Annotated in this window: 17 protein-coding genes; 7 read left to right on the top strand and 10 right to left on the bottom strand. The window is 61.1% G+C overall.

All coding sequences use genetic code 11. The annotated features are described in order from the left end of the window. Window positions 1–161: 161 nt before the first annotated feature. Window positions 162–1,082 carry a LysR substrate-binding domain-containing protein gene (locus AB4O12_RS20690; RefSeq protein WP_460059652.1) on the bottom strand — a complete coding sequence of 307 codons (921 nt, stop codon included), beginning with the start codon at window positions 1,080–1,082 and terminating at the stop codon, window positions 162–164. A 159-nt stretch (window positions 1,083–1,241) separates the two neighbouring features. Here AB4O12_RS20690 and AB4O12_RS20695 point away from each other — a divergent pair, with 159 nt between their 5' ends. Then, a complete protein-coding gene (locus AB4O12_RS20695) occupies window positions 1,242–2,636 on the top strand; it encodes a NorM family multidrug efflux MATE transporter (protein ID WP_460059653.1) in 1,395 nt (464 codons plus the stop codon). Window positions 2,637–2,764: 128 nt separating this feature from the next. Here AB4O12_RS20695 and AB4O12_RS20700 read toward each other — a convergent pair whose 3' ends face one another. After that, window positions 2,765–4,438 carry a putative bifunctional diguanylate cyclase/phosphodiesterase gene (locus tag AB4O12_RS20700; RefSeq protein WP_150742919.1) on the bottom strand — a complete coding sequence of 558 codons (1,674 nt, stop codon included), beginning with the start codon at window positions 4,436–4,438 and terminating at the stop codon, window positions 2,765–2,767. A 272-nt stretch (window positions 4,439–4,710) separates the two neighbouring features. Between AB4O12_RS20700 and rep the strand changes: the two genes are divergently transcribed. Then, window positions 4,711–6,720 (top strand): DNA helicase Rep, encoded by a 2,010-nt coding sequence (gene rep / locus AB4O12_RS20705; RefSeq protein WP_016772574.1) that lies wholly within the window; start codon window positions 4,711–4,713, stop codon window positions 6,718–6,720. A 57-nt stretch (window positions 6,721–6,777) separates the two neighbouring features. Continuing rightward, entirely contained in the window at window positions 6,778–7,350 is a 573-nt protein-coding gene (locus AB4O12_RS20710) for a xanthine phosphoribosyltransferase (protein ID WP_016772573.1), read from the top strand. A 126-nt stretch (window positions 7,351–7,476) separates the two neighbouring features. On the opposite strand, the gene AB4O12_RS20715 is transcribed toward AB4O12_RS20710, so the two are convergent. The 6 genes from AB4O12_RS20715 to dadA form a co-directional block, all read right to left on the bottom strand. After that, window positions 7,477–9,399, bottom strand: a complete 1,923-nt coding sequence (locus tag AB4O12_RS20715) for an acetyl-CoA hydrolase/transferase C-terminal domain-containing protein (protein WP_150637110.1) — start codon at window positions 9,397–9,399, stop codon at window positions 7,477–7,479. A gap of 170 nt (window positions 9,400–9,569) precedes the next feature. After that, a complete protein-coding gene (locus AB4O12_RS20720; RefSeq protein WP_039757383.1) occupies window positions 9,570–9,983 on the bottom strand; it encodes a c-type cytochrome in 414 nt (137 codons plus the stop codon). 181 nt (window positions 9,984–10,164) lie between these two features. After that, a complete protein-coding gene (locus tag AB4O12_RS20725) occupies window positions 10,165–10,713 on the bottom strand; it encodes a cupin domain-containing protein (protein ID WP_016772566.1) in 549 nt (182 codons plus the stop codon). An 88-nt stretch (window positions 10,714–10,801) separates the two neighbouring features. Further along, window positions 10,802–11,875, bottom strand: a complete 1,074-nt coding sequence (gene alr, locus AB4O12_RS20730; protein ID WP_150637369.1) for an alanine racemase — start codon at window positions 11,873–11,875, stop codon at window positions 10,802–10,804. Window positions 11,876–11,968: 93 nt separating this feature from the next. After that, on the bottom strand, window positions 11,969–12,322 hold the full coding sequence (locus AB4O12_RS20735; protein WP_041476645.1) for a RidA family protein: 354 nt from the start codon (window positions 12,320–12,322) through the stop codon (window positions 11,969–11,971). Beyond that, window positions 12,294–13,598 carry a D-amino acid dehydrogenase gene (gene dadA / locus AB4O12_RS20740; RefSeq protein ID WP_122506211.1) on the bottom strand — a complete coding sequence of 435 codons (1,305 nt, stop codon included), beginning with the start codon at window positions 13,596–13,598 and terminating at the stop codon, window positions 12,294–12,296. Before dadA ends, AB4O12_RS20735 begins: the two co-directional genes overlap by 29 nt. Before the next feature lie 153 nt (window positions 13,599–13,751). On the opposite strand from dadA, the gene AB4O12_RS20745 reads away from it, so the two are divergent. Beyond that, window positions 13,752–14,240, top strand: coding sequence for an Lrp/AsnC ligand binding domain-containing protein (locus AB4O12_RS20745; RefSeq protein WP_010465173.1), 489 nt, complete (start codon window positions 13,752–13,754; stop codon window positions 14,238–14,240). 120 nt (window positions 14,241–14,360) lie between these two features. On the opposite strand, the gene AB4O12_RS20750 is transcribed toward AB4O12_RS20745, so the two are convergent. Next, window positions 14,361–14,714 (bottom strand): YkgJ family cysteine cluster protein, encoded by a 354-nt coding sequence (locus AB4O12_RS20750; RefSeq protein ID WP_041476668.1) that lies wholly within the window; start codon window positions 14,712–14,714, stop codon window positions 14,361–14,363. Window positions 14,715–14,860: 146 nt separating this feature from the next. Here AB4O12_RS20750 and AB4O12_RS20755 point away from each other — a divergent pair, with 146 nt between their 5' ends. Continuing rightward, a complete protein-coding gene (locus tag AB4O12_RS20755; protein ID WP_460059654.1) occupies window positions 14,861–16,171 on the top strand; it encodes an NAD(P)/FAD-dependent oxidoreductase in 1,311 nt (436 codons plus the stop codon). Window positions 16,172–16,291: 120 nt separating this feature from the next. On the opposite strand, the gene AB4O12_RS20760 is transcribed toward AB4O12_RS20755, so the two are convergent. Continuing rightward, entirely contained in the window at window positions 16,292–16,534 is a 243-nt protein-coding gene (locus AB4O12_RS20760) for a DUF1127 domain-containing protein (protein WP_150637114.1), read from the bottom strand. A gap of 175 nt (window positions 16,535–16,709) precedes the next feature. Here AB4O12_RS20760 and AB4O12_RS20765 point away from each other — a divergent pair, with 175 nt between their 5' ends. Together AB4O12_RS20765 and AB4O12_RS20770 are read left to right on the top strand one after the other, a co-directional pair. After that, window positions 16,710–18,131, top strand: coding sequence for an aminotransferase-like domain-containing protein (locus AB4O12_RS20765; RefSeq protein ID WP_041476641.1), 1,422 nt, complete (start codon window positions 16,710–16,712; stop codon window positions 18,129–18,131). 61 nt (window positions 18,132–18,192) lie between these two features. Continuing rightward, window positions 18,193–19,761, top strand: coding sequence for a phospholipase D family protein (locus tag AB4O12_RS20770; protein ID WP_460059655.1), 1,569 nt, complete (start codon window positions 18,193–18,195; stop codon window positions 19,759–19,761). Window positions 19,762–19,789: the final 28 nt, after the last annotated feature.

Raw genomic sequence — 19,789 nt, forward strand, 5'->3', positions numbered from 1 at the left:
CCTCCTTGATCGCGGTAATTGCCCGGAAAATATTCTAATAGTGGGGTGTAACGCGGAACCGGCACGACGGTTCCACATGCTCGTAGTCGGCGGTAAAACCGAATACTTGAGCGGATTGCGTGGGTATGGCGCAGTGGTGGCATTGTGCCGGCTCGAACGTTTCAGCTCAAGCGCGCCACCGCCGGCAGTTGCATGGCGCGGACTTCGCTCTGCAGAAAATCGCTGAGGCGGCGCAAACGTTCACCTCCCGGGCGCGGCTTTGGCCAGACCAGGTAATAATTCAGGCCACTGGCGACGGCCGTAGGCCACGGCAGGCTCAAGCGCCCTTGCGCAACATCTTCGGCAACCATCAACAGATCCCCCATCGAAACGCCGTAGCCGCGCGCCGCCGCGATCATGCCCAGCTCCAGCGTATCGAACACTTGCCCGCCCTTAAGCGAAACTTGCTCGGACAGACCCATGCGCTCCAGCCAACTGCGCCAGTCACGGCGATCCGGGGTCGGGTGCAGCAGTTCGGCGGTCGCCAGACGCGCTACATCCCAAGGTTGATCATTGAGCAGGTTCGGCGCGCCGACCGGAATCAATTCCTCGGGAAACAGCAGGCTCGCTTCCCAGTCCGGCGGGAAATGCCCGTCACTGAGCAACACCGCGCAATCGAACGGTTCGTTGTTGAAGTCCACCGAATCGATATCCATCCATGCGCTGGTCAATTGCACCTCATTGCCCGGCTGCAAATGGCGGAAGCGACTCAACCGCGCCAGCAGCCAACGCATGGTCAGGGTAGATGGCGCTTTCATGCGCAGGATGTCGTCCTCGGCGCGCAAGGTATTGCAGGCGCGCTCAAGGGCGGCGAAGCCTTCGCGGATTCCGGGTAGCAGCAGCCGCGCCGATTCGGTGAGTTGCAGGTTGCGCCCGCTGCGATGAAACAGCCGGCAGGCGAAGTGTTCTTCAAGGGTGCGCATGTGCCGACTGACCGCGCTCTGGGTGATCGACAACTCTTCCGCCGCGCGGGTGAACGAGCTGTGTCGCGCTGCCGCTTCGAATGCGCGCAGGGCATACAACGGCGGAAGGCGTCGGGACATGCAAAAAGCTCCAGTAGCGGGGATACAGCCAATTCGGCAGGACGTTTCAGGATGAGTATTAATCATGCCACCCATCCTTTTTATCCCTTTGTGCAAAGCCTGCCAAGCGCCGAGAATCGACGCTCTTCTGCTTCCTCTGATATTTGGGTGGTGATGACCATGCAGCATCCTGTGCGTACCGAACTCTGGGCCATTCTGCGGCTGGCGGGGCCGCTGATTGCTTCGCAGTTGGCGCACATGCTGATGGTGCTCACCGACACCCTGATGATGGCGCGCCTCAGTCCCGAAGCGCTGGCCGGTGGCGGCCTCGGTGCGGCGAGCTACTCGTTTGTATCGATTTTCTGCATCGGCGTGATTGCCGCAGTTGGCACATTGGTGGCGATCCGTCAGGGTGCCGGCGACATCATCGGTGCCGCGCGCCTGACCCAGGCCGGGTTGTGGCTGGCGTGGCTGATGGCCCTCGGCGCCGGGCTGCTGTTGTGGAACCTCAAACCTGTGTTGCTGCTGTTCGGCCAGACCGAAACCAACGTCAACGCCGCCGGGCAATTCCTCATCGCCCTGCCTTTCGCCCTGCCCGGTTATCTGAGCTTCATGGCGCTGCGCGGCTTTACCAGTGCAATCGGCCGGGCGACGCCAGTGATGGTCATCAGCCTCGCCGGCACGGTGGCCAACTTCCTGCTCAACTACGCGCTGATCACCGGCATGTTCGGCCTGCCGCAACTGGGTCTGACCGGCATCGGTCTGGTCACGGCGATTGTCGCCAACTGCATGGCACTGGCGCTGGCCTGGCATATCCGTCGGCATCCGGCTTATGACGCTTATCCGTTGCGCGCCGGTCTGTCGCGGCCGAACCGGCAATACCTGAAAGAACTCTGGCGCCTGGGCCTGCCGATTGGCGGCACCTATGCGGTGGAAGTCGGGCTGTTTGCCTTTGCCGCGTTGTGCATGGGCACCATGGGCAGTATGCAAATGGGTGCGCATCAGATCGCCCTGCAGATCGTGTCGGTGGCCTTCATGGTCCCGGCCGGGATGTCCTATGCCATCACCATGCGCGTCGGCCAACACTACGGCGCCGGGCAACTGGTCGATGCACGGATGTCCGGGCGTGTCGGTATCGCTTTCGGCGCCGTGGTGATGCTCGGCTTCGCCCTGGTGTTCTGGCTGTGGCCGAACCAGTTGGTCGGCCTGTTCCTGGACCATAATGACCCGGCGTTTGCCGAGGTGATCCGTCTGGCGGTGAGCCTGCTGGCAGTAGCGGCGTGGTTCGAGCTGTTCGACGGCACGCAGACGATTGCCATGGGCTGTATTCGCGGGCTCAAGGATGCCAAGACTACGTTTCTCGTGGGGCTGGCTTGCTATTGGCTGATTGGCGCACCGGCGGCGTGGTGGATGGCGTTCCACCTCAACTGGGGGCCGACGGGCGTCTGGTGGGGATTGGCGCTGGGCCTGGCGTGTGCGGCGGTGAGCCTGACGCTGGCGTTCGAATGGAAGATGAAGCGGATGATTCGGCGCGAGCCGCAAGCTCAAGGTTTCAACATCCCCCAGGCCGAATGAGGGTTTCCTTTGTGGGAGCGAGCCTGCTCGCGAAGACCGAGTGCCAGGCCCAGATCATTCAGCTGACATAACGCCTTCGCGAGCAGGCTCGCTCCCACGGGGATTTGCGCCGGCCGCAACAATTGTGATCAACCGACGATTTCCAGGGCCGGCTGCTGGTTCGATCCAGACGTCAGATATTCCACCAGCTCATCCAACGGCAACGGCCGGCTGATCAGATAACCCTGTACCTGATCGCAGCCGAACCCGCGCAACAATTCCAGTTGCTCCGGCGTTTCGACGCCCTCGGCGACCACTTCCAGATGCAGGTTGTGCGCAAGGTTGATCATCGCGTGCACCAGTTTGCGGTTCTCTTCGCGCTGTTCCATGCCGCCGACAAAACTCTTGTCGATCTTCAGCAATGTGATGGGCAGGCTGTTGAGGTGCACGAACGACGAAAACCCGGTGCCGAAATCGTCCAGCGAGAAGCGCACACCGAGGCGGCCGAGGGCGTCCATGGTCTGTTTGACCAGATCGCTGCGCCGCATTACCGCGGTTTCGGTCAGTTCGAATTCCAGCCACTGCGCCTCGACGCCGCGCTCGGCAATCAGACGGCTGAGTGTCGGCAGCAACTGGCTGTCCTGAAACTGGCGGAACGACAGGTTGATCGCCATGTGCAGCGCCGGCAGACCCTGCTCGCGCAAAGCCTGCATGTCGCGCAAGGCGCGAGAAATCACCCAGTAACCCAATGGCACGATCAGACCGCTCTGCTCGGCCAGCGGGACGAACTCGCTCGGTGGCAACAGACCGCGCTCGCCATGACGCCAGCGCACCAGCGCTTCGAGGCCGACAATCTGGCCGTCCTCAAGATTCAGGCGTGGCTGGTAATGCAGTTCCAGCTCATCGCGGCGCAAGGCCCGGCGCAGCTCGCTTTCGAGATCGGCCATGCTCCGCGCGTTGCGATTGATGCGTTCGTTGAAGATATGAAAGGTGCAGCCCTGCGTGCTCTTGGCCTGCTGCATGGCGATGTGCGCGTGCCACATCAATGGATCGGCGCCGCCATTGGCGCGGGCATGGGCGATACCAAGGCTGGAGCCGATCAGCAGGCTCTCGCCGTCGACCCAATAAGGTTCGGCCAACGCCTCAGTGATGCGTTCGGCCATCCACTCGGCGCGTTGCGGCGCGCGGCGGGTATCGATCAGCAGAGCGAATTCATCGCTGCCCAGCCGTGCCAGTTGATCGCCGGCCTCCAGCTGACTTTTCAGCCGCGCGACGACCTGCAGAATCAGACGATCCCCGGCCTGATGCCCGAGGGCGTCGTTGGCATGGCGAAAATTGTCGAGATCAAGATGGCCGAGGGCGAGACCGCGCCCGTCGCCCTCGGCAAGGCGCGCAGCAAGCAGAGTCTGAAAGCCCTGGCGATTGGCGATGCCGGTCAGCGGGTCCTGTTCGGCGAGGCGCTGGAGAGTGTTTTCCAGCACGCCGCGCTCGCGCACATGGCGCAGGCAGCGCTGGAGCATGCCGGCGTCGAGAGCGTCGAACACCAGCCAGTCGCTGACACCGACCGGCGCGGTGGCCGGCTCGTGCTCCAGCAGCAGAACGGTCGGCAGGCTGCAACGCCCGGGCGGCGGTTGCAACGCTGGCAGGGTCAGCAGTACCGCGTGGCGGTTGTCTTCGAACAGGCGGCTGACCGAATCCCAGTTCGGCGCGCTGATCAGCACCGCCGCGCTCCCCATCGGAGCCAGACACTCACGCAACAACGCTGTCCACGCTGGCTCTTCGGCCAGTAGCAGCAAACGCAAGGGTTCGACAGGCGTAGACAAGCTGACTCCCTAGACTCTGCAATGATGTAGGCGGGGCATTATGCCGGTGTGCTGAACAATGACCAATGCGTTGTCTGATGACAACGGCCTCGAAACGTTATTTTGTGTCACGAATGAGAACATTAGCCGCAAAATCCCCGCGCATCCTGCGTGAAAGTAACAAAACCGGCAAATTTGAATCGCGTGTTGCGTCACAAGTCGGACAGAGCAGCACAAATCGCTGAGCCTGTTAAAATGCCGGCCCATTTCGTCAACGACTCCCGAATTTTCGTATGTCCCGACTCAATCCCCGGCAGCAAGAAGCCGTGAACTACGTCGGCGGCCCTCTATTGGTGCTCGCCGGTGCTGGCTCCGGCAAGACCAGCGTGATCACGCGCAAGATCGCGCACCTGATTCAGAACTGCGGCATCCGCGCCCAGTACATCGTCGCCATGACCTTTACCAACAAGGCCGCGCGCGAAATGAAAGAGCGGGTCGGCACCCTGTTGCGTGCCGGTGAAGGACGCGGCCTGACCGTCTGCACCTTCCACAACCTGGGCTTGAACATTATCCGCAAGGAGCATGCGCGGCTGGGCTACAAACCCGGTTTCTCGATCTTCGACGAGACCGACGTCAAAGCCCTGATGACCGACATCATGCAGAAGGAATACGCGGGCGACGACGGCGTCGACGAGATCAAGAACATGATCGGCGCCTGGAAAAACGACCTGATCCTGCCCGCCCAGGCCCTGGAAAACGCGCGCAATCCCAAGGAACAGACCGCCGCGATCGTCTACACCCACTACCAGCGCACGCTCAAGGCGTTCAACGCGGTGGACTTCGATGACCTGATCCTGCTGCCGGTAAAGCTCTTCGAAGAACACGCCGACATTCTCGAAAAGTGGCAGAACAAGGTCCGTTACCTGCTCGTCGACGAATACCAGGACACCAACGCCAGCCAGTATCTGTTGGTGAAGATGCTCATCGGCAAGCGCAACCAGTTCACCGTGGTCGGCGACGACGACCAGTCGATCTATGCCTGGCGTGGCGCGCGCCCGGAAAACCTGATGCTGCTCAAGGACGACTATCCGTCCTTGAAAGTGGTGATGCTGGAGCAGAACTACCGCTCCACCAGCCGCATCCTGCGTTGCGCCAACGTGCTGATCTCGAACAACCCGCACGAATTCGAAAAGCAGCTGTGGAGCGAGATGGGCCACGGCGACGAGATCCGCGTGATCCGCTGCCGCAACGAGGACGCCGAAGCCGAGCGCGTGGCGATGGAAATCCTCAGCCTGCATTTGCGCACCGACCGCCCGTACAGCGATTTCGCCATTCTCTATCGCGGTAACTACCAGGCCAAGCTGATCGAATTGAAGCTGCAGCACCACCAGGTGCCGTATCGCCTGAGCGGCGGCAACAGCTTCTTCGGTCGTCAGGAAGTGAAGGACCTGATGGCCTACTTCCGCCTGATCGTCAATCCGGATGACGACAACGCCTTCCTGCGCGTGATCAACGTGCCACGCCGCGAGATCGGCTCGACCACCCTGGAAAAGCTCGGTAACTACGCTACCGAACGCAAGATCTCGATGTACGCCGCCACCGACGAAATTGGCCTGGGCGAACATCTCGACAGCCGCTTCACCGATCGCCTGGCGCGCTTCAAGCGCTTCATGGACAAGGTCCGCGAGCAGTGCGCCGGCGAAGATCCGATTTCGGCGCTGCGCAGCATGGTCATGGACATCGACTACGAGAACTGGCTGCGCACCAACAGCTCCAGCGACAAGGCGGCGGACTACCGCATGGGCAACGTCTGGTTCCTGATCGAGGCGTTGAAAAACACCCTCGAGAAAGACGAAGACGGCGAAATGACCGTCGAAGACGCCATCGGCAAACTGGTGCTGCGTGACATGCTCGAGCGCCAGCAGGAAGAAGAGGACGGTGCCGAAGGTGTGCAGATGATGACGCTGCATGCGTCCAAAGGGCTGGAATTTCCCTACGTGTTCATCATGGGCATGGAAGAGGAAATCCTCCCGCACCGTTCCAGCATCGAAGCCGACACCATCGAAGAAGAACGCCGCCTGGCCTATGTGGGCATCACCCGCGCCCGCCAGACCCTGGCCTTCACCTTCGCTGCCAAGCGCAAGCAGTACGGTGAAATCATCGACTGCGCGCCGAGTCGCTTTCTGGATGAGCTGCCGCCGGACGATCTGGCCTGGGAAGGCAACGACGACACCCCGACTGAAGTCAAAGCCGTGCGTGGTAATAGCGCATTGGCCGATATACGCGCGATGTTAAAGCGCTAGAATCGACTACTTTTTAATCTACCTTCGGCGCCCATCGCGCCACCAGAGGAAGCTGTTGTGGAAGCACTGCACAAAAAAATCCGCGAAGAAGGCATCGTGCTTTCCGATCAGGTCCTGAAAGTCGACGCTTTCCTGAACCACCAGATCGACCCGGCCCTGATGAAGCTCATCGGTGACGAATTCGCCGCGCTGTTCAAGGATTCCGGGATCACCAAGATCGTCACCATCGAGGCCTCAGGCATCGCCCCGGCGATCATGACCGGTCTGAACCTCGGCGTGCCGGTGATCTTCGCCCGCAAGCAACAGTCGCTGACCCTGACTGAAAACCTGCTCTCGGCGACCGTCTACTCGTTCACCAAGAAGACCGAAAGCACCGTGGCCATCTCCCCGCGCCACCTGACCAGCAGCGACCGCGTGCTGATCATCGACGACTTCCTGGCCAACGGTAAGGCCTCGCAAGCGCTGATCTCGATCATCAAACAGGCCGGCGCCACCGTTGCCGGTCTGGGCATCGTCATCGAGAAGTCGTTCCAGGGCGGCCGCGCCGAACTGGACTCGCAGGGCTACCGCGTTGAGTCCCTGGCCCGGGTGCAATCGCTGAAGGATGGCGTCGTTACCTTCATCGAGTAAGGCCACACCGCCGCTCCCCGGTAGGAGCTGTCGAGTTAAACGAGGCTGCGATCTTTTGATCTTGATCTTGAAACAGATCAAAAGATCGCAGCGTGCCGCAGCTCCTACAGGTTTTGCGGTGAGCCTTTATTGCGCGGTGGCTTTCAGACCGGTGAGCAGCAAGCGCTGGAACAGGTCTTCCTTGAGACCTTCCGGATTGGTCAGCTGCATCCGCTCAAGGTGTTCCGGGAACGTTGAGGCCTCCGGCGCATCCAGCGCTGCCTTGCCCAATTCCAGAATCTCCGTCAGCTTGAACTTGCTCTTCAGCCAGTTCAGCGCCCGCAGCAGATCCCGTTCGATCACAGTGAAATCACAGCCCAGCGGATACTCCGGAAACAGGTTCGGATGTCGCGCGGCAATCGCCTGCAAGCGTTGCGGTGTGTTATCGGCAAACCGTGGATCGATACGGAAATCCTTTGGCAGCTTGCCGACTTTCTGCGCCTGTTCGATCAGCCCCGGCTGGAAGCGCGAATCGCTGATATTGAGCAGCGCTTCAATCACCGCCGCGTCGGACTTACCGCGCAGGTCGGCGATGCCGTACTCGGTGACGACGATGTCGCGCAGGTGCCGCGGGATCGTGCAGTGGCCGTAGTCCCAGACGATATTGGAATTGACCTCGCCGCCGGACTCGCGCCAGCTGCGCAGGATCAACATCGATCTCGCGCCTTCCAGTGCGTGGCCCTGAGCAACAAAGTTGTACTGCCCACCGACACCGCTGAGCACGCGTCCGTCTGCCAATTGATCAGCCACGCCGGCGCCGAGCAGAGTCATGGTGAACACGGTGTTGATGAAGCGCGCATCGATGCGCTGCAAGCGCTTGAGCTCTTCCTGGCCGTACAGCTCGTTGATGTAGCTGATACGGGTCATGTTGAATTCCAGCAGCTTGCTTTGCGGCAACTCGCGCAGCCGCTCATAGAAACTGCGCGGGCCAAGGAAGAAGCCGCCGTGCACCGAGATACCGTCAGGCTGTGCCGCTTCATCTAGGCTGCCGGCGTTGGCCTGCTCTTGGGTCGGCACATCCGGATAGACCTTGCGCCGGATGATCCCGGCATCCGCCAAAACCAGCAGCCCGTTGACGAACATCTCGCTGCAACCGTAGAGGCCTTTGGCAAATGGCGCGGTGCCGCCCTCGCGCTGAATCAATTGCGCCCATTGGCTGAGGTTGATGTCATCGAGCACCGCCTGATAGCCGGCGTTATCGGCCTGCCGCGCGAGTAGCGCAGCAGTCAACGCATCCCCCATCGAGCCGATACCAATTTGCAATGTACCGCCATCGCGCACCAGCGCACTGGCGTGCAAACCAATGAAATGATCCTGAAAGCCCACCGGCATGTTCGGCGTCGAAAACAGCGTGCTGCTGTCCTTCTCGTCGATCAGCAGGTCAAAGGTATCGATGTCGACTTCCGCATCGCCGGGCATGTACGGCAGATCCGTATGCACCTGGCCGACCAGCACGATGGTCTCCCCTGCCTCGCGGCGCTTGGCGATCATCGGCAGCAGATCGAGGGTAATGTCCGGGTTGCAACTCAGGCTCAGACGATCGGGATGCTCACTGTTGCTGGCCAGCAGTTGCGCCACAAGGTTCAGGCCCGCCGCATTGATGTCGCGGGCGGCATGGCTGTAATTACTGCTGACGTAATCCTGCTGCGCCGGCGCGCTGTTGAGCAGACTGCCAGGCTGCATGAAAAACTGCTGGATACGGATGTTGGCGGGCAGACTGTCGCGCTGCAGATCGGCGAGAAAATCAAACTCCGGATAATCACCAAACACCCGCTCTACAAAGGGCTCGATAAAGCGCTTCTGCAAGCCATCGCCCAGATTCGGCCGACCGAGGCACAGCGCGGTATAGATCGTCAGCTGCCGCTCGGGCAGCTCCTTGATGCGCCGGTATAGCGCGTTAACGAAGTGATTCGGCTTGCCCAACCCCAGCGGCAGGCCCATGTGGATGTGCGCAGGCAAACGCGCCAGCACATCGTCCACCGCCTGTTCGATCGAACACAACTGCACCATCTGAAGCCTCCCGCCCGTTCTGTTGATAGGGGTAGACCGAGATTGCCTTGAGTTTGCTGCAAAGGACAGTGTTTGGTTTGGAGGGATCAGGGCCTGAATGAATCGGAAACCAGAAACCACAGACACAAAAAAACCGTCCGAAGACGGTTTTTTTTCAAAGCCGGCGCTGATTACAGACCGGACATCTCTTTGATCGCGCCCTTGAGCTCTTCATCGGAGCAATCGGCGCAGGTGCCTTTTGGCGGCATGGCGTTGATGCCGGTGATGGCCTTGGCGAGGATGCCGTCCAGACCACCCTGATGATCGGCCCGTTCCTTCCAGGCTGCCTTGTCGCCGATCTTCGGCGCGCCGAGCAGGCCCGTGCCGTGACAAGCGTTGCAGTGCTTGGCGATCACGTCTTTAGGGGCCTTTGCTCCCCCGCCACCGCCAGCGGTAGCAGCCACTTCCATACCCTTGCATTCCTGCCCTTGAACACACACCTGGCCGACGGGCTCGAGGCGCTTGGCGATGTCGTCATTTGTCGCAGCTTGAGCGCTGACAGCCCAGAGGGCCAGTACGGTTGCTGGTGCAGCCAGCATTTTCATAATTAGGTTCACGCGTTCACCCTCAATGGTGGCTATTCACGCCTGCGGCCACGGTTCGCAGGCGGGCGCAAGTATAGCGGGTAGGCCGCTGTACTGAAACAACCCCATGGTTAGAGGGGTCTTGTTGCCCATCGGTAAAACGGTTCTGGGGCCTTTGCCGTATTGGCTTGGCGCCTTCTGCTTAGAAATTCGCCGGCGTGGCTGCGCTGATTAGTCGCGCCGGCACGTCGAACGGGTTACGGAAACGATGCGGCTTGGTACTTTCAAAATAGTAGCTGTCGCCGGCTTCGAGGATAAAAGTTTCCAGACCCACCACCAGTTCGAGGCGGCCTTCGACCAGAATTCCGGTTTCCTCGCCCTCGTGGGTGAGCATTTCTTCGCCAGTGTCGGCGCCCGGCGGATAGATTTCGTTGAGGAAGGCGATGGCGCGGCTCGGGTGGGCGCGGCCGACCAGTTTCATGGTCACGGCGCCGTCGGAGATGTCGATCAGCTCATTGGCCTTGTAGACGATCTGGGTCGGCTGGTCCTGCAGGATCTCTTCGGAAAAGAACTCGACCATCGACATGGGAATGCCGCCGAGCACCTTTCTCAGCGAACTGATCGATGGGCTGACGCTGTTCTTTTCGATCATCGAAATGGTGCTGTTGGTGACGCCCGCGCGTTTGGCGAGTTCACGCTGGGAAAGCCCTTTGAGCTTGCGGATCGATTGCAGTCGTTCACCGACGTCCAAGGCGGGAGCCTCCTGATGTTGTAAGAATATTGAGCGTTATCATGGCGACAGCGTTCAGTATTTACAACACTTGGCCCCCGCAGCGGCGTCAACCCTCGGAATAGAGCCTTGGCACACGTTTCAGGTTGCAGAAGATCTGATACGGGATGGTATCGGCCCACTTCGCCACATCGCTGGCGAGGATGTTTTTGCCCCACAGTTCGACGTTGGAACCGAGGCCCGCTTCCGGTATGTCGGTCAGGTCGATGCAGAGCATGTCCATCGACACACGCCCCAGCAGGCGGCTGAGTTTGCCGGCCACCAGCACCGGCGTGCCGGTCGGCGCCTGACGCGGGTAACCGTCGGCGTAGCCCATGGCGACCACGCCGATGCGCATCGGCTTGTCGGTGATGAATCTGGCGCCATAGCCGATCGGCTCGCCGGCCGGCAATTCACGCACGCTGATGACTTTCGATTCGAGGGTCATCACCGGTTGCAGGCGTTCGGCCACTGCGTTGGCTTCTTCGAACGGGGTCGCGCCGTAGAGCATGATGCCCGGGCGTACCCAGTCGCTTTGAATTTCTGGCCAACCGAGCACGGCTGGCGAGTTGCGCAGGCTGACTTCCGCCGCCAGACCCTGACGCGCCGCTTCGAACACCGCGACCTGCTCGGTGCTGCTTTGCGCATGCAGTTCATCAGCGCGGGCGAAGTGGCTCATCAGCACGATTTTCGCCACTTTGCCGCTGGCCAGCAGACGCTGGTACGCCGCTGGGTAATCTTTCGGATGCAGGCCGACGCGGTGCATGCCGGAATCGAGCTTGAGCCACACCGTGATCGGTTTGCTCAGGACTGCCTGTTCGATCGCTTCGAGCTGCCACAGCGAATGCACCACGCACCAGAAATCATGCTCGGCGATCAACGCCAGCTCATCGGCTTCGAAGAAGCCTTCCAGCAGCAGTACCGGCGCGCGAATTCCGGCAGCGCGCAGCTCCAATGCTTCTTCGATGCAGGCCACGGCAAAACCATCCGCCTCGGCTTCCAGCGCCTGGGCGCAACGCACCGCGCCATGGCCGTAGGCGTCCGCCTTGATCACGGCGAGCGCCTTGGCGCCGGTGACTTCGCGGGCAATTCGGTAGTTGTGGCGCAGGGCTTGAAGGTCGATCAGGGCACGGGCAGGACGCATGGCGGCAGACTTCTGGGCGGTCATGGGAAGAAAAACCGGCGCTGACTGACGGCGTGAACCGCCAACAGCACCGGGAGAGGGATCTGTAAAACGTTATGGCAGCGCGGCGACGATGGAGATCTCCACCAGAATGCTCGGCTTGGCCATCTTCGCTTCGACGGTGGCACGGGCCGGTGCGGCGCCTTTTGGCAGCCACTGGTCCCACACCGCGTTCATCCCGGCGAAGTGCGCTTCAATGTCGTTCAGGTAGATCGTCGCCGACAACAGATGCTGCTTGTCCGTCCCGGCCAGATCGAGCAGGCGCTCGATATTGGCGAGCACCTCGCGGGTCTGCTGTTCAATTCCGGCGTCGAAGTCGTCGCCGACCTGCCCGGCCAGATACACGGTGCCGTTGTGGCTGACGATCTGACTCATGCGCTCATTGGTGAGCTGGCGCTGGATTGACATGTTTTGCGGACTCCTGGGTCTGGTTGCCGTAACGGGAAATATCGAGGCCTTCGGCGCTGATCTGCGGCTTTTTCTTCGCCATCAGGTCGGCGAGCAAACGGCCGGAACCGCAGGCCATGGTCCAGCCGAGCGTACCGTGACCAGTGTTGAGGAACAGATTCTTGAACGGCGTGGCGCCAACGATCGGCGTACCGTCCGGCGTGGTCGGACGCAGGCCGGTCCAGAAACTCGCCTCGGCCAGATTGCCGCCCTGAGGATAAAGGTCGTTGACGATCATCTCCAGGGTTTCGCGCCGACGCGGGTTAAGCGACAGGTCAAAACCGGCAATCTCGGCCATACCGCCGACGCGGATGCGGTTGTCGAAGCGGGTGATCGCGACCTTGTAGGTCTCGTCGAGAATGGTCGACGTCGGCGCCATGTCCGGGTTGGTGATCGGCACGGTCAGCGAGTAACCCTTGAGCGGATATACCGGGGCCTTGATGCCCAACGGCTTGAGCAGCTGCGGCGAGTAGCTGCCGAGCGCCAGCACGTAGCGGTCAGCGGTTTCCAGCTTGCCGTCGATCCACACACCGTTGATGCGATCACCGGCGTAATCGAGCTTTTGAATGTCCTGGCCGAAACGGAATTCCACGCCGAGCTTGCGCGCCATTTCGGCGAGGCGCGTGGTGAACATCTGGCAGTCGCCGGTCTGGTCGTTGGGCAGGCGCAGCGCACCGGCGAGAATGTCGGTCACGCCTGCCAGCGCCGGCTCGACGCGGGCAATACCGGCGCGGTCGAGAACTTCAAACGGCACGCCGGATTCTTTCAGTACGGCAATGTCTTTGGCGGCGTTATCCAGTTGCGCCTGGGTGCGGAACAACTGCGTGGTGCCGAGGCTGCGGCCTTCGTAGGCAATGCCGGTCTCGGCGCGCAATTCGTCGAGGCAGTCGCGGCTGTACTCGGACAGACGCACCATGCGCTCCTTGTTCACCGCGTAACGGCTGGCGGTGCAGTTGCGCAGCATTTGCGCCATCCACAGGTATTGGTCGATATCAGCGGTGGCCTTGATCGCCAATGGCGCATGGCGTTGCAGCAGCCACTTGATGGCCTTGAGCGGCACGCCCGGCGCGGCCCACGGCGAGGCATAACCCGGCGAGACCTGGCCGGCGTTGGCGAAACTGGTCTCCATGGCCGCAGCAGGCTGCCGGTCGACCACCACCACTTCAAACCCGGCACGGGCCAGATAGTAAGCACTGGCGGTACCGATGACGCCGCTACCCAAGACCATGACGCGCATTTTCAATCCCTCATCGCGGCTTTTCGCCGAACTGTTTGTTAGAGCAATGATGGGCGCAGTGTAAAAAAGAAATGCCAGTGCTTTTCACTATATAAGCGCCTATATTTGGCGACAATTCTCGGCAAAAACCCTTTTCACGGAGGCGCATCCCCTATGCGTACTAACACTCAGACCAAACGTGAGCTGGACAAGATCGACCGCAACATCCTGCGCATCCTCCAGGCGGACGGGCGGATTTCCTTTACCGAACTCGGGGAAAAGGTCGGCCTCTCGACCACGCCGTGCACCGAGCGCGTGCGGCGTCTGGAGCGCGAGGGGATCATCATGGGCTACAACGCCCGGCTCAATCCGCAGCATTTGAAGGGTAGCCTGCTGGTGTTCGTCGAGATAAGCCTCGACTACAAATCCGGTGACACATTCGAAGAGTTCCGCCGCGCGGTGCTGAAGCTGCCGCATGTGCTGGAGTGCCATTTGGTCTCAGGAGATTTCGACTATTTGGTGAAGGCGCGGATTTCCGAGATGGCCTCGTACCGCAAACTGCTCGGCGACATTCTGTTGAAGCTGCCACATGTGCGTGAATCGAAGAGCTATATCGTCATGGAAGAGGTGAAAGAGAGCCTTTGCCTGCCGATTCCGGACTGATCACCGCAATGATCGTTCCCACGCTCTGCGTGGGAATGCCTCTTCGGACGCTCTGCGTCCCAAAGGCCGAACGCGGAGCGTCCGAAGAGGCATTCCCACGCAGAGCGTGGGAACGATCACTTACACCAACACCTGCCGATTCGCCGCCATGTACTCGAAAATCTGCTTCTCGACCCGTGGATGTATCAACTCCACCGGCCGCCGCTCGTTCGGGCACGGCAGGGTCTTGGTCGTACCAAACAATCGACAGATCAGCGGCCGCTCTTCATACACCGTGCAGCCATTCGGCCCCAGGTGCACACAGTTGAGTTCTTCCAGCGCGGCATCCTGCTCGGCGCGGGATTTGCGCGGCAGCCGGGCCATTTCCTCGGGCGACGTGGTCACCGGGCCGCAGCAGTCGTGGCAGCCCGGCACGCAGTCGAACGTGGGGATCTGCTGACGCAGGGTGCGGATTTTCTGACTGTTGCAGCTCATCGAAACGGTGACCAAAGTGGCGGGCTGATGATTGTGCCGCAAAAGTCCGGATCCAGACACCGCAGGCCGACCGATGTTGCCCACGTTCGGGCGCGCGGCTTATGCTCCGTCAAATTTTCTCGACACTCAGCCGTTGGATGATGCCCATGACCGCCCGCGCCCCGACCACCGCGAGCCAACCCCACGTTGCCTCTTATTACGCCGCCAGCAGCCTGCCGCAGCCTGACCATCCCGTGCTGCAAGGCGAGGTGGTGGCGGATGTCTGCGTGGTCGGCGGTGGCTTTTCCGGGTTGAACACGGCGCTGGAACTGGCCGAACGCGGTTTCAGCGTGGTGTTGCTGGAAGCGCACAGGATCGGCTGGGGCGCCAGCGGTCGCAACGGCGGGCAGTTGATTCGCGGTGTCGGTCACGGCCTTGATCAGTTCGCCAATGTCATCGGTGCCGAGGGCGTGCGCGAAATGAAACTCATGGGCCTGGAAGCGGTGGAGATTGTCCGTCACCGCGTCGAGCGTTTCGGCATTGCCTGCGATCTGACCTGGGGCTACTGCGACCTCGCCAACAAGCCTTCCGATCTCGACGGTTTTGCCGAAGATGCCGAAGAACTCCGCAGCCTGGGTTATCGCTACGAAACCCGTCTGTTGCAGGCCAGTGAAATGCACACCGTGGTCGGTTCCAAGCGCTATGTCGGCGGTTTGATCGACATGGGTTCCGGGCATCTGCACCCGCTGAATCTGGCGATGGGCGAAGCGGCAGCGGCGCAGCAACTGGGCGTGCAGTTGTTCGAGCAATCGGCAGTGACGCGCATCGATTACGGCCCCGAAGTGAAGGTGCACACCGCGCTAGGCTCGGTGCGGGCGAAGACTCTGGTGTTGGGCTGCAATGCCTATCTCCATGACCTCAACCCGCAACTGAGCGGCAAGGTCCTGCCCGCCGGCAGCTACATCATCGCCACCGAACCGTTGAGCGCAGAGCAGGCGCACAACCTGCTGCCGCAGAACATGGCGGTCTGCGACCAGCGGGTGGCGCTCGATTACTACCGGCTCTCGGCGGATCGACGTTTGTTGTTTGGTGGCGCCTGCCATTATTCAGGGCGCGATCCGAAAGACATCGGCGCCTATATGCAACCGAAGATGCTTGAAGTGTTCCCGCAACTGGCCGAGGTGAAAATCGATTATCAGTGGGGCGGGATGATCGGCATCGGTGCCAACCGCTTGCCGCAGATTGGCCGGCTCGCCGACCAGCCGAACGTGTATTTCGCCCAGGCTTATTCGGGCCACGGAGTGAATGCCACACACCTGGCCGGCAAGCTGCTGGCCGAAGCAATCAGCGGGCAGCACGGCGGCGGCTTTGATCTGTTCGCCAAGGTGCCGCACATCACCTTCCCCGGCGGTAAGCACTTGCGCTCGCCGTTGTTGGCGTTGGGGATGTTGTGGCATCGGCTGAAAGAGTTGGTCTGACGAATCAGGATCGTTCCCACGCTCCGCGCGGGAATGCATCCAGTGACGCTCTGCGTCACAGCGGACGCAGAGCGTCCGGGCCGGCGTTCCCACGCAGAGCATGGGAACGCTCTGCGGTATTCATATCCGCCAGAACGGCTTCAACCCCTCCTCCCTTGCCTGCTCCCGCGTCAACCCGACATCCTTGAGCTGCTCCGGTGTCAGGCCGAGCAACGCCTTGCGCGTGTGCAGACGATGCCAGAACAGCTCCCAGCGACTGAGGCCGGACGGCGCATTACGCAGCAGATTGCGCGCGTTGTCCTTTTGCCCTGCCGCCAGTTCCTGACTGTGTAACGTCAGCCGCACATCGCTCAAGCCGTTCATTTTCGTTGCTCCTGTTTACTTGGGTAGCCAGAGATTCCATGATGCGCGGGCGAGCAAAACCATTACAGACTCAAAGAACCAGTATTAAATCCATACAGATTTGCCGATTCGCCGACTGAATGATTGATTTTTGCCGCATCTGTACTGGTTTTCACCAAGACGCACCGAGGCCACCATGACTCTGTATGTAAACCTCGCCGAATTGCTCGGCACCCGCATCGAACAAGGCTTCTATCGTCCCGGCGACCGCTTGCCGTCGGTGCGTGCCTTGAGCGTCGAACACGGAGTCAGTCTGAGCACGGTGCAGCAGGCGTATCGCGTGCTTGAAGACAGCGGTCTGGCCACGCCAAAACCCAAGTCCGGCTATTTTGTCCCCGTAGGACGCGAATTGCCGGAGCTGCCCGCAGTAGGCCGCCCCGCGCAACGGCCGGTAGAGATTTCGCAATGGGATCAGGTGCTGGAACTCATTCGCGCCGTACCGCGCAAGGACGTCGTGCAATTGGGTCGGGGCATGCCCGACGTCGGCTCACCCACCATGAAGCCGCTGCTGCGTGGGCTGGCGCGAATCAGTCGGCGGCAGGACATGCCTGGTCTGTATTACGACAACATCCACGGCAACCTCGAACTGCGCGAACAGATCGCACGGCTGATGCTTGATTCCGGCTGCCAGTTGAGCGCCAGCGATCTGGTGATCACCACTGGCTGCCACGAAGCGCTGTCCACCAGCATCCACGCGATCTGCGAGCCGGGCGACATCGTCGCGGTGGACTCGCCGAGTTTCCACGGCGCCATGCAGACCCTCAAAGGCCTGGGCATGAAAGCCCTGGAAATCCCCACCGACCCGCTCACCGGGATCAGCCTCGACGCCCTGGAACTGGCGCTGGAACAGTGGCCGATCAAGGCCATTCAGCTCACCCCAAACTGCAACAACCCGCTCGGCTACGTCATGCCCGAGTCGCGCAAACGCGCGTTGTTGACGCTCGCCCAGCGTTTCGACGTGGCGATCATCGAAGACGATGTGTATGGCGAGCTGGCCTATACCTACCCGCGCCCGCGTACGATCAAATCCTTCGACGAAGACGGCCGCGTGTTGCTGTGCAGCTCGTTCTCCAAGACCCTGGCGCCGGGGCTGCGCATCGGCTGGGTGGCGCCGGGCCGATATCTGGAGCGAGTGCTGCACATGAAATACATCAGCACCGGCTCGACCGCACCACAACCGCAGATCGCTATCGCCGAATTCATCAAGGCCGGCCATTTCGAGCCGCACTTGCGGCGCATGCGCATGCAGTACCAACGCAATCGTGACGCGATGATCGATTGGGTGACCCGCTACTTTCCCGCCGGCACTCGCGCCAGTCGCCCGCAAGGCAGCTTCATGCTCTGGGTGGAACTGCCGGAAGGTTTCGACACGCTGAAACTGAATCGCGCGCTGCACGATCAGGGCGTACAGATTGCTGTCGGCAGCATCTTTTCCGCCTCGGGCAAGTACCGCAATTGTCTGCGTATGAACTACGCTGCCAAACCAACAGCGCAGATCGAAGAAGCGGTGCGCAAGGTCGGCGCTGCAGCAATCAAATTACTCGCTGAGACCGACTGACCTTTTTTGCGCGCCCGGCGTCCAAATTGCCGACCTCAGCCGCCAACCGGAACGACCCTACGTGAGCTTCAGACAGCCCCTACTCGCTTTACTGATACTCGCCTCGTTCCTCAGCGGCTGCGCCAGCCTTGATGTACCGCGCGAACCGAGCCAGGCTTTGCCAGCTTCGCAATCCAGCTTCGGCCGTTCGATCCAGGCGCAGGCCGCGCCCTACAAGGGGCAGTCAGGGTTTCGCCTGCTCTCCGACAGCGGCGAGGCGTTTACTGCCAGGGCCGAGCTGATTCGTCACGCCCAGGTCAGCCTCGATTTGCAGTACTACATCGTCCACGACGGCATCAGCACGCGGATGCTGGTGGAGGAAGTGTTGAAGGCGGCCGACCGTGGCGTGCGCGTGCGCATCCTGCTCGACGACACCACCAGCGACGGCCTCGACCAGATCATCGCGACCCTTGCGGCACATCCGCAGATCCAGATTCGTTTGTTCAATCCGTTGCACCTGGGACGCAGCACCGGCGTAACACGCGCGGCCGGGCGACTGTTCAATCTGTCCGTGCAGCACCGGCGCATGCACAACAAGTTGTGGCTGGCGGACAACAGCGCGGCCATCGTCGGCGGGCGCAATCTGGGCGATGAATATTTCGACGCCGAAGCCAACCTGAATTTCACCGACATCGACATGCTCAGCATCGGCCCGGTGGCCGAGCAGCTCGGACACAGTTTCGACCAGTACTGGAACAGCGCGCTGAGCAAGCCGATCGACGAATTCCTCTCCAGCCAACCGACCGCCGCCGACCTGCAAAACACGCGCACGCGCCTGGAAGAGTCGCTGGAAGAAACCCGCAAGCAGAACCACGCGCTGTATCAGCAGTTGATGAAGTTCACCACCGACCCGCGCATGGACATCTGGCGCAGAGAGCTGATCTGGGCCTGGAACCAGGCCTTGTGGGATGCGCCGAGCAAGGTCCTGTCCAAGGGCGAACCCGATCCGCATCTGCTGCTGACCACGCAACTGGCGCCGGAACTGACCGGCGTCAGCAAAGAGCTGATCATGATTTCCGCCTACTTCGTGCCGGGTCAGCCAGGGCTGGTCTATCTGACCGGGCGCGCCGATGCCGGGGTCTCCGTGAGCCTGCTGACCAATTCACTGGAGGCCACTGACGTGCCGGCGGTGCATGGCGGTTACGCGCCCTATCGCAAGGCGTTGCTTGAACACGGAGTGAAACTCTATGAGTTGCGCCGCCAGCCTGGGGATAACTACGGCAGCGGGCCACGCGTGTTTTACAGCAAGTCGTTTCGCGGCTCGGATTCCAGCCTGCACAGCAAGGCGATGATCTTTGATCGACGCAAATCGTTTATCGGTTCGTTCAATTTCGACCCGCGCTCGGTGCTGTGGAACACCGAAGTCGGCGTCCTGGTCGACAGCCCGGAACTGGCCGAGCATGTGCGCGCACTGGCACTGCAAGGCATGGCGCCGACCTTGAGTTATCAGGCGAAACTCGAGGACGGCAAGGTCGTCTGGGTCACCGAAGACAACGGCCAGATGCACACCCTGACCAAGGAGCCGGGGAGCTGGTGGCGGCGCTTCAACTCATGGTTCAGCACCAGCGTCGGCCTGGAGCGGATGCTGTAAAAAGCAAAGATCGCAGCCTTCGGCAGCT

Source organism: Pseudomonas sp. S2_A05, assembly GCF_054668485.1.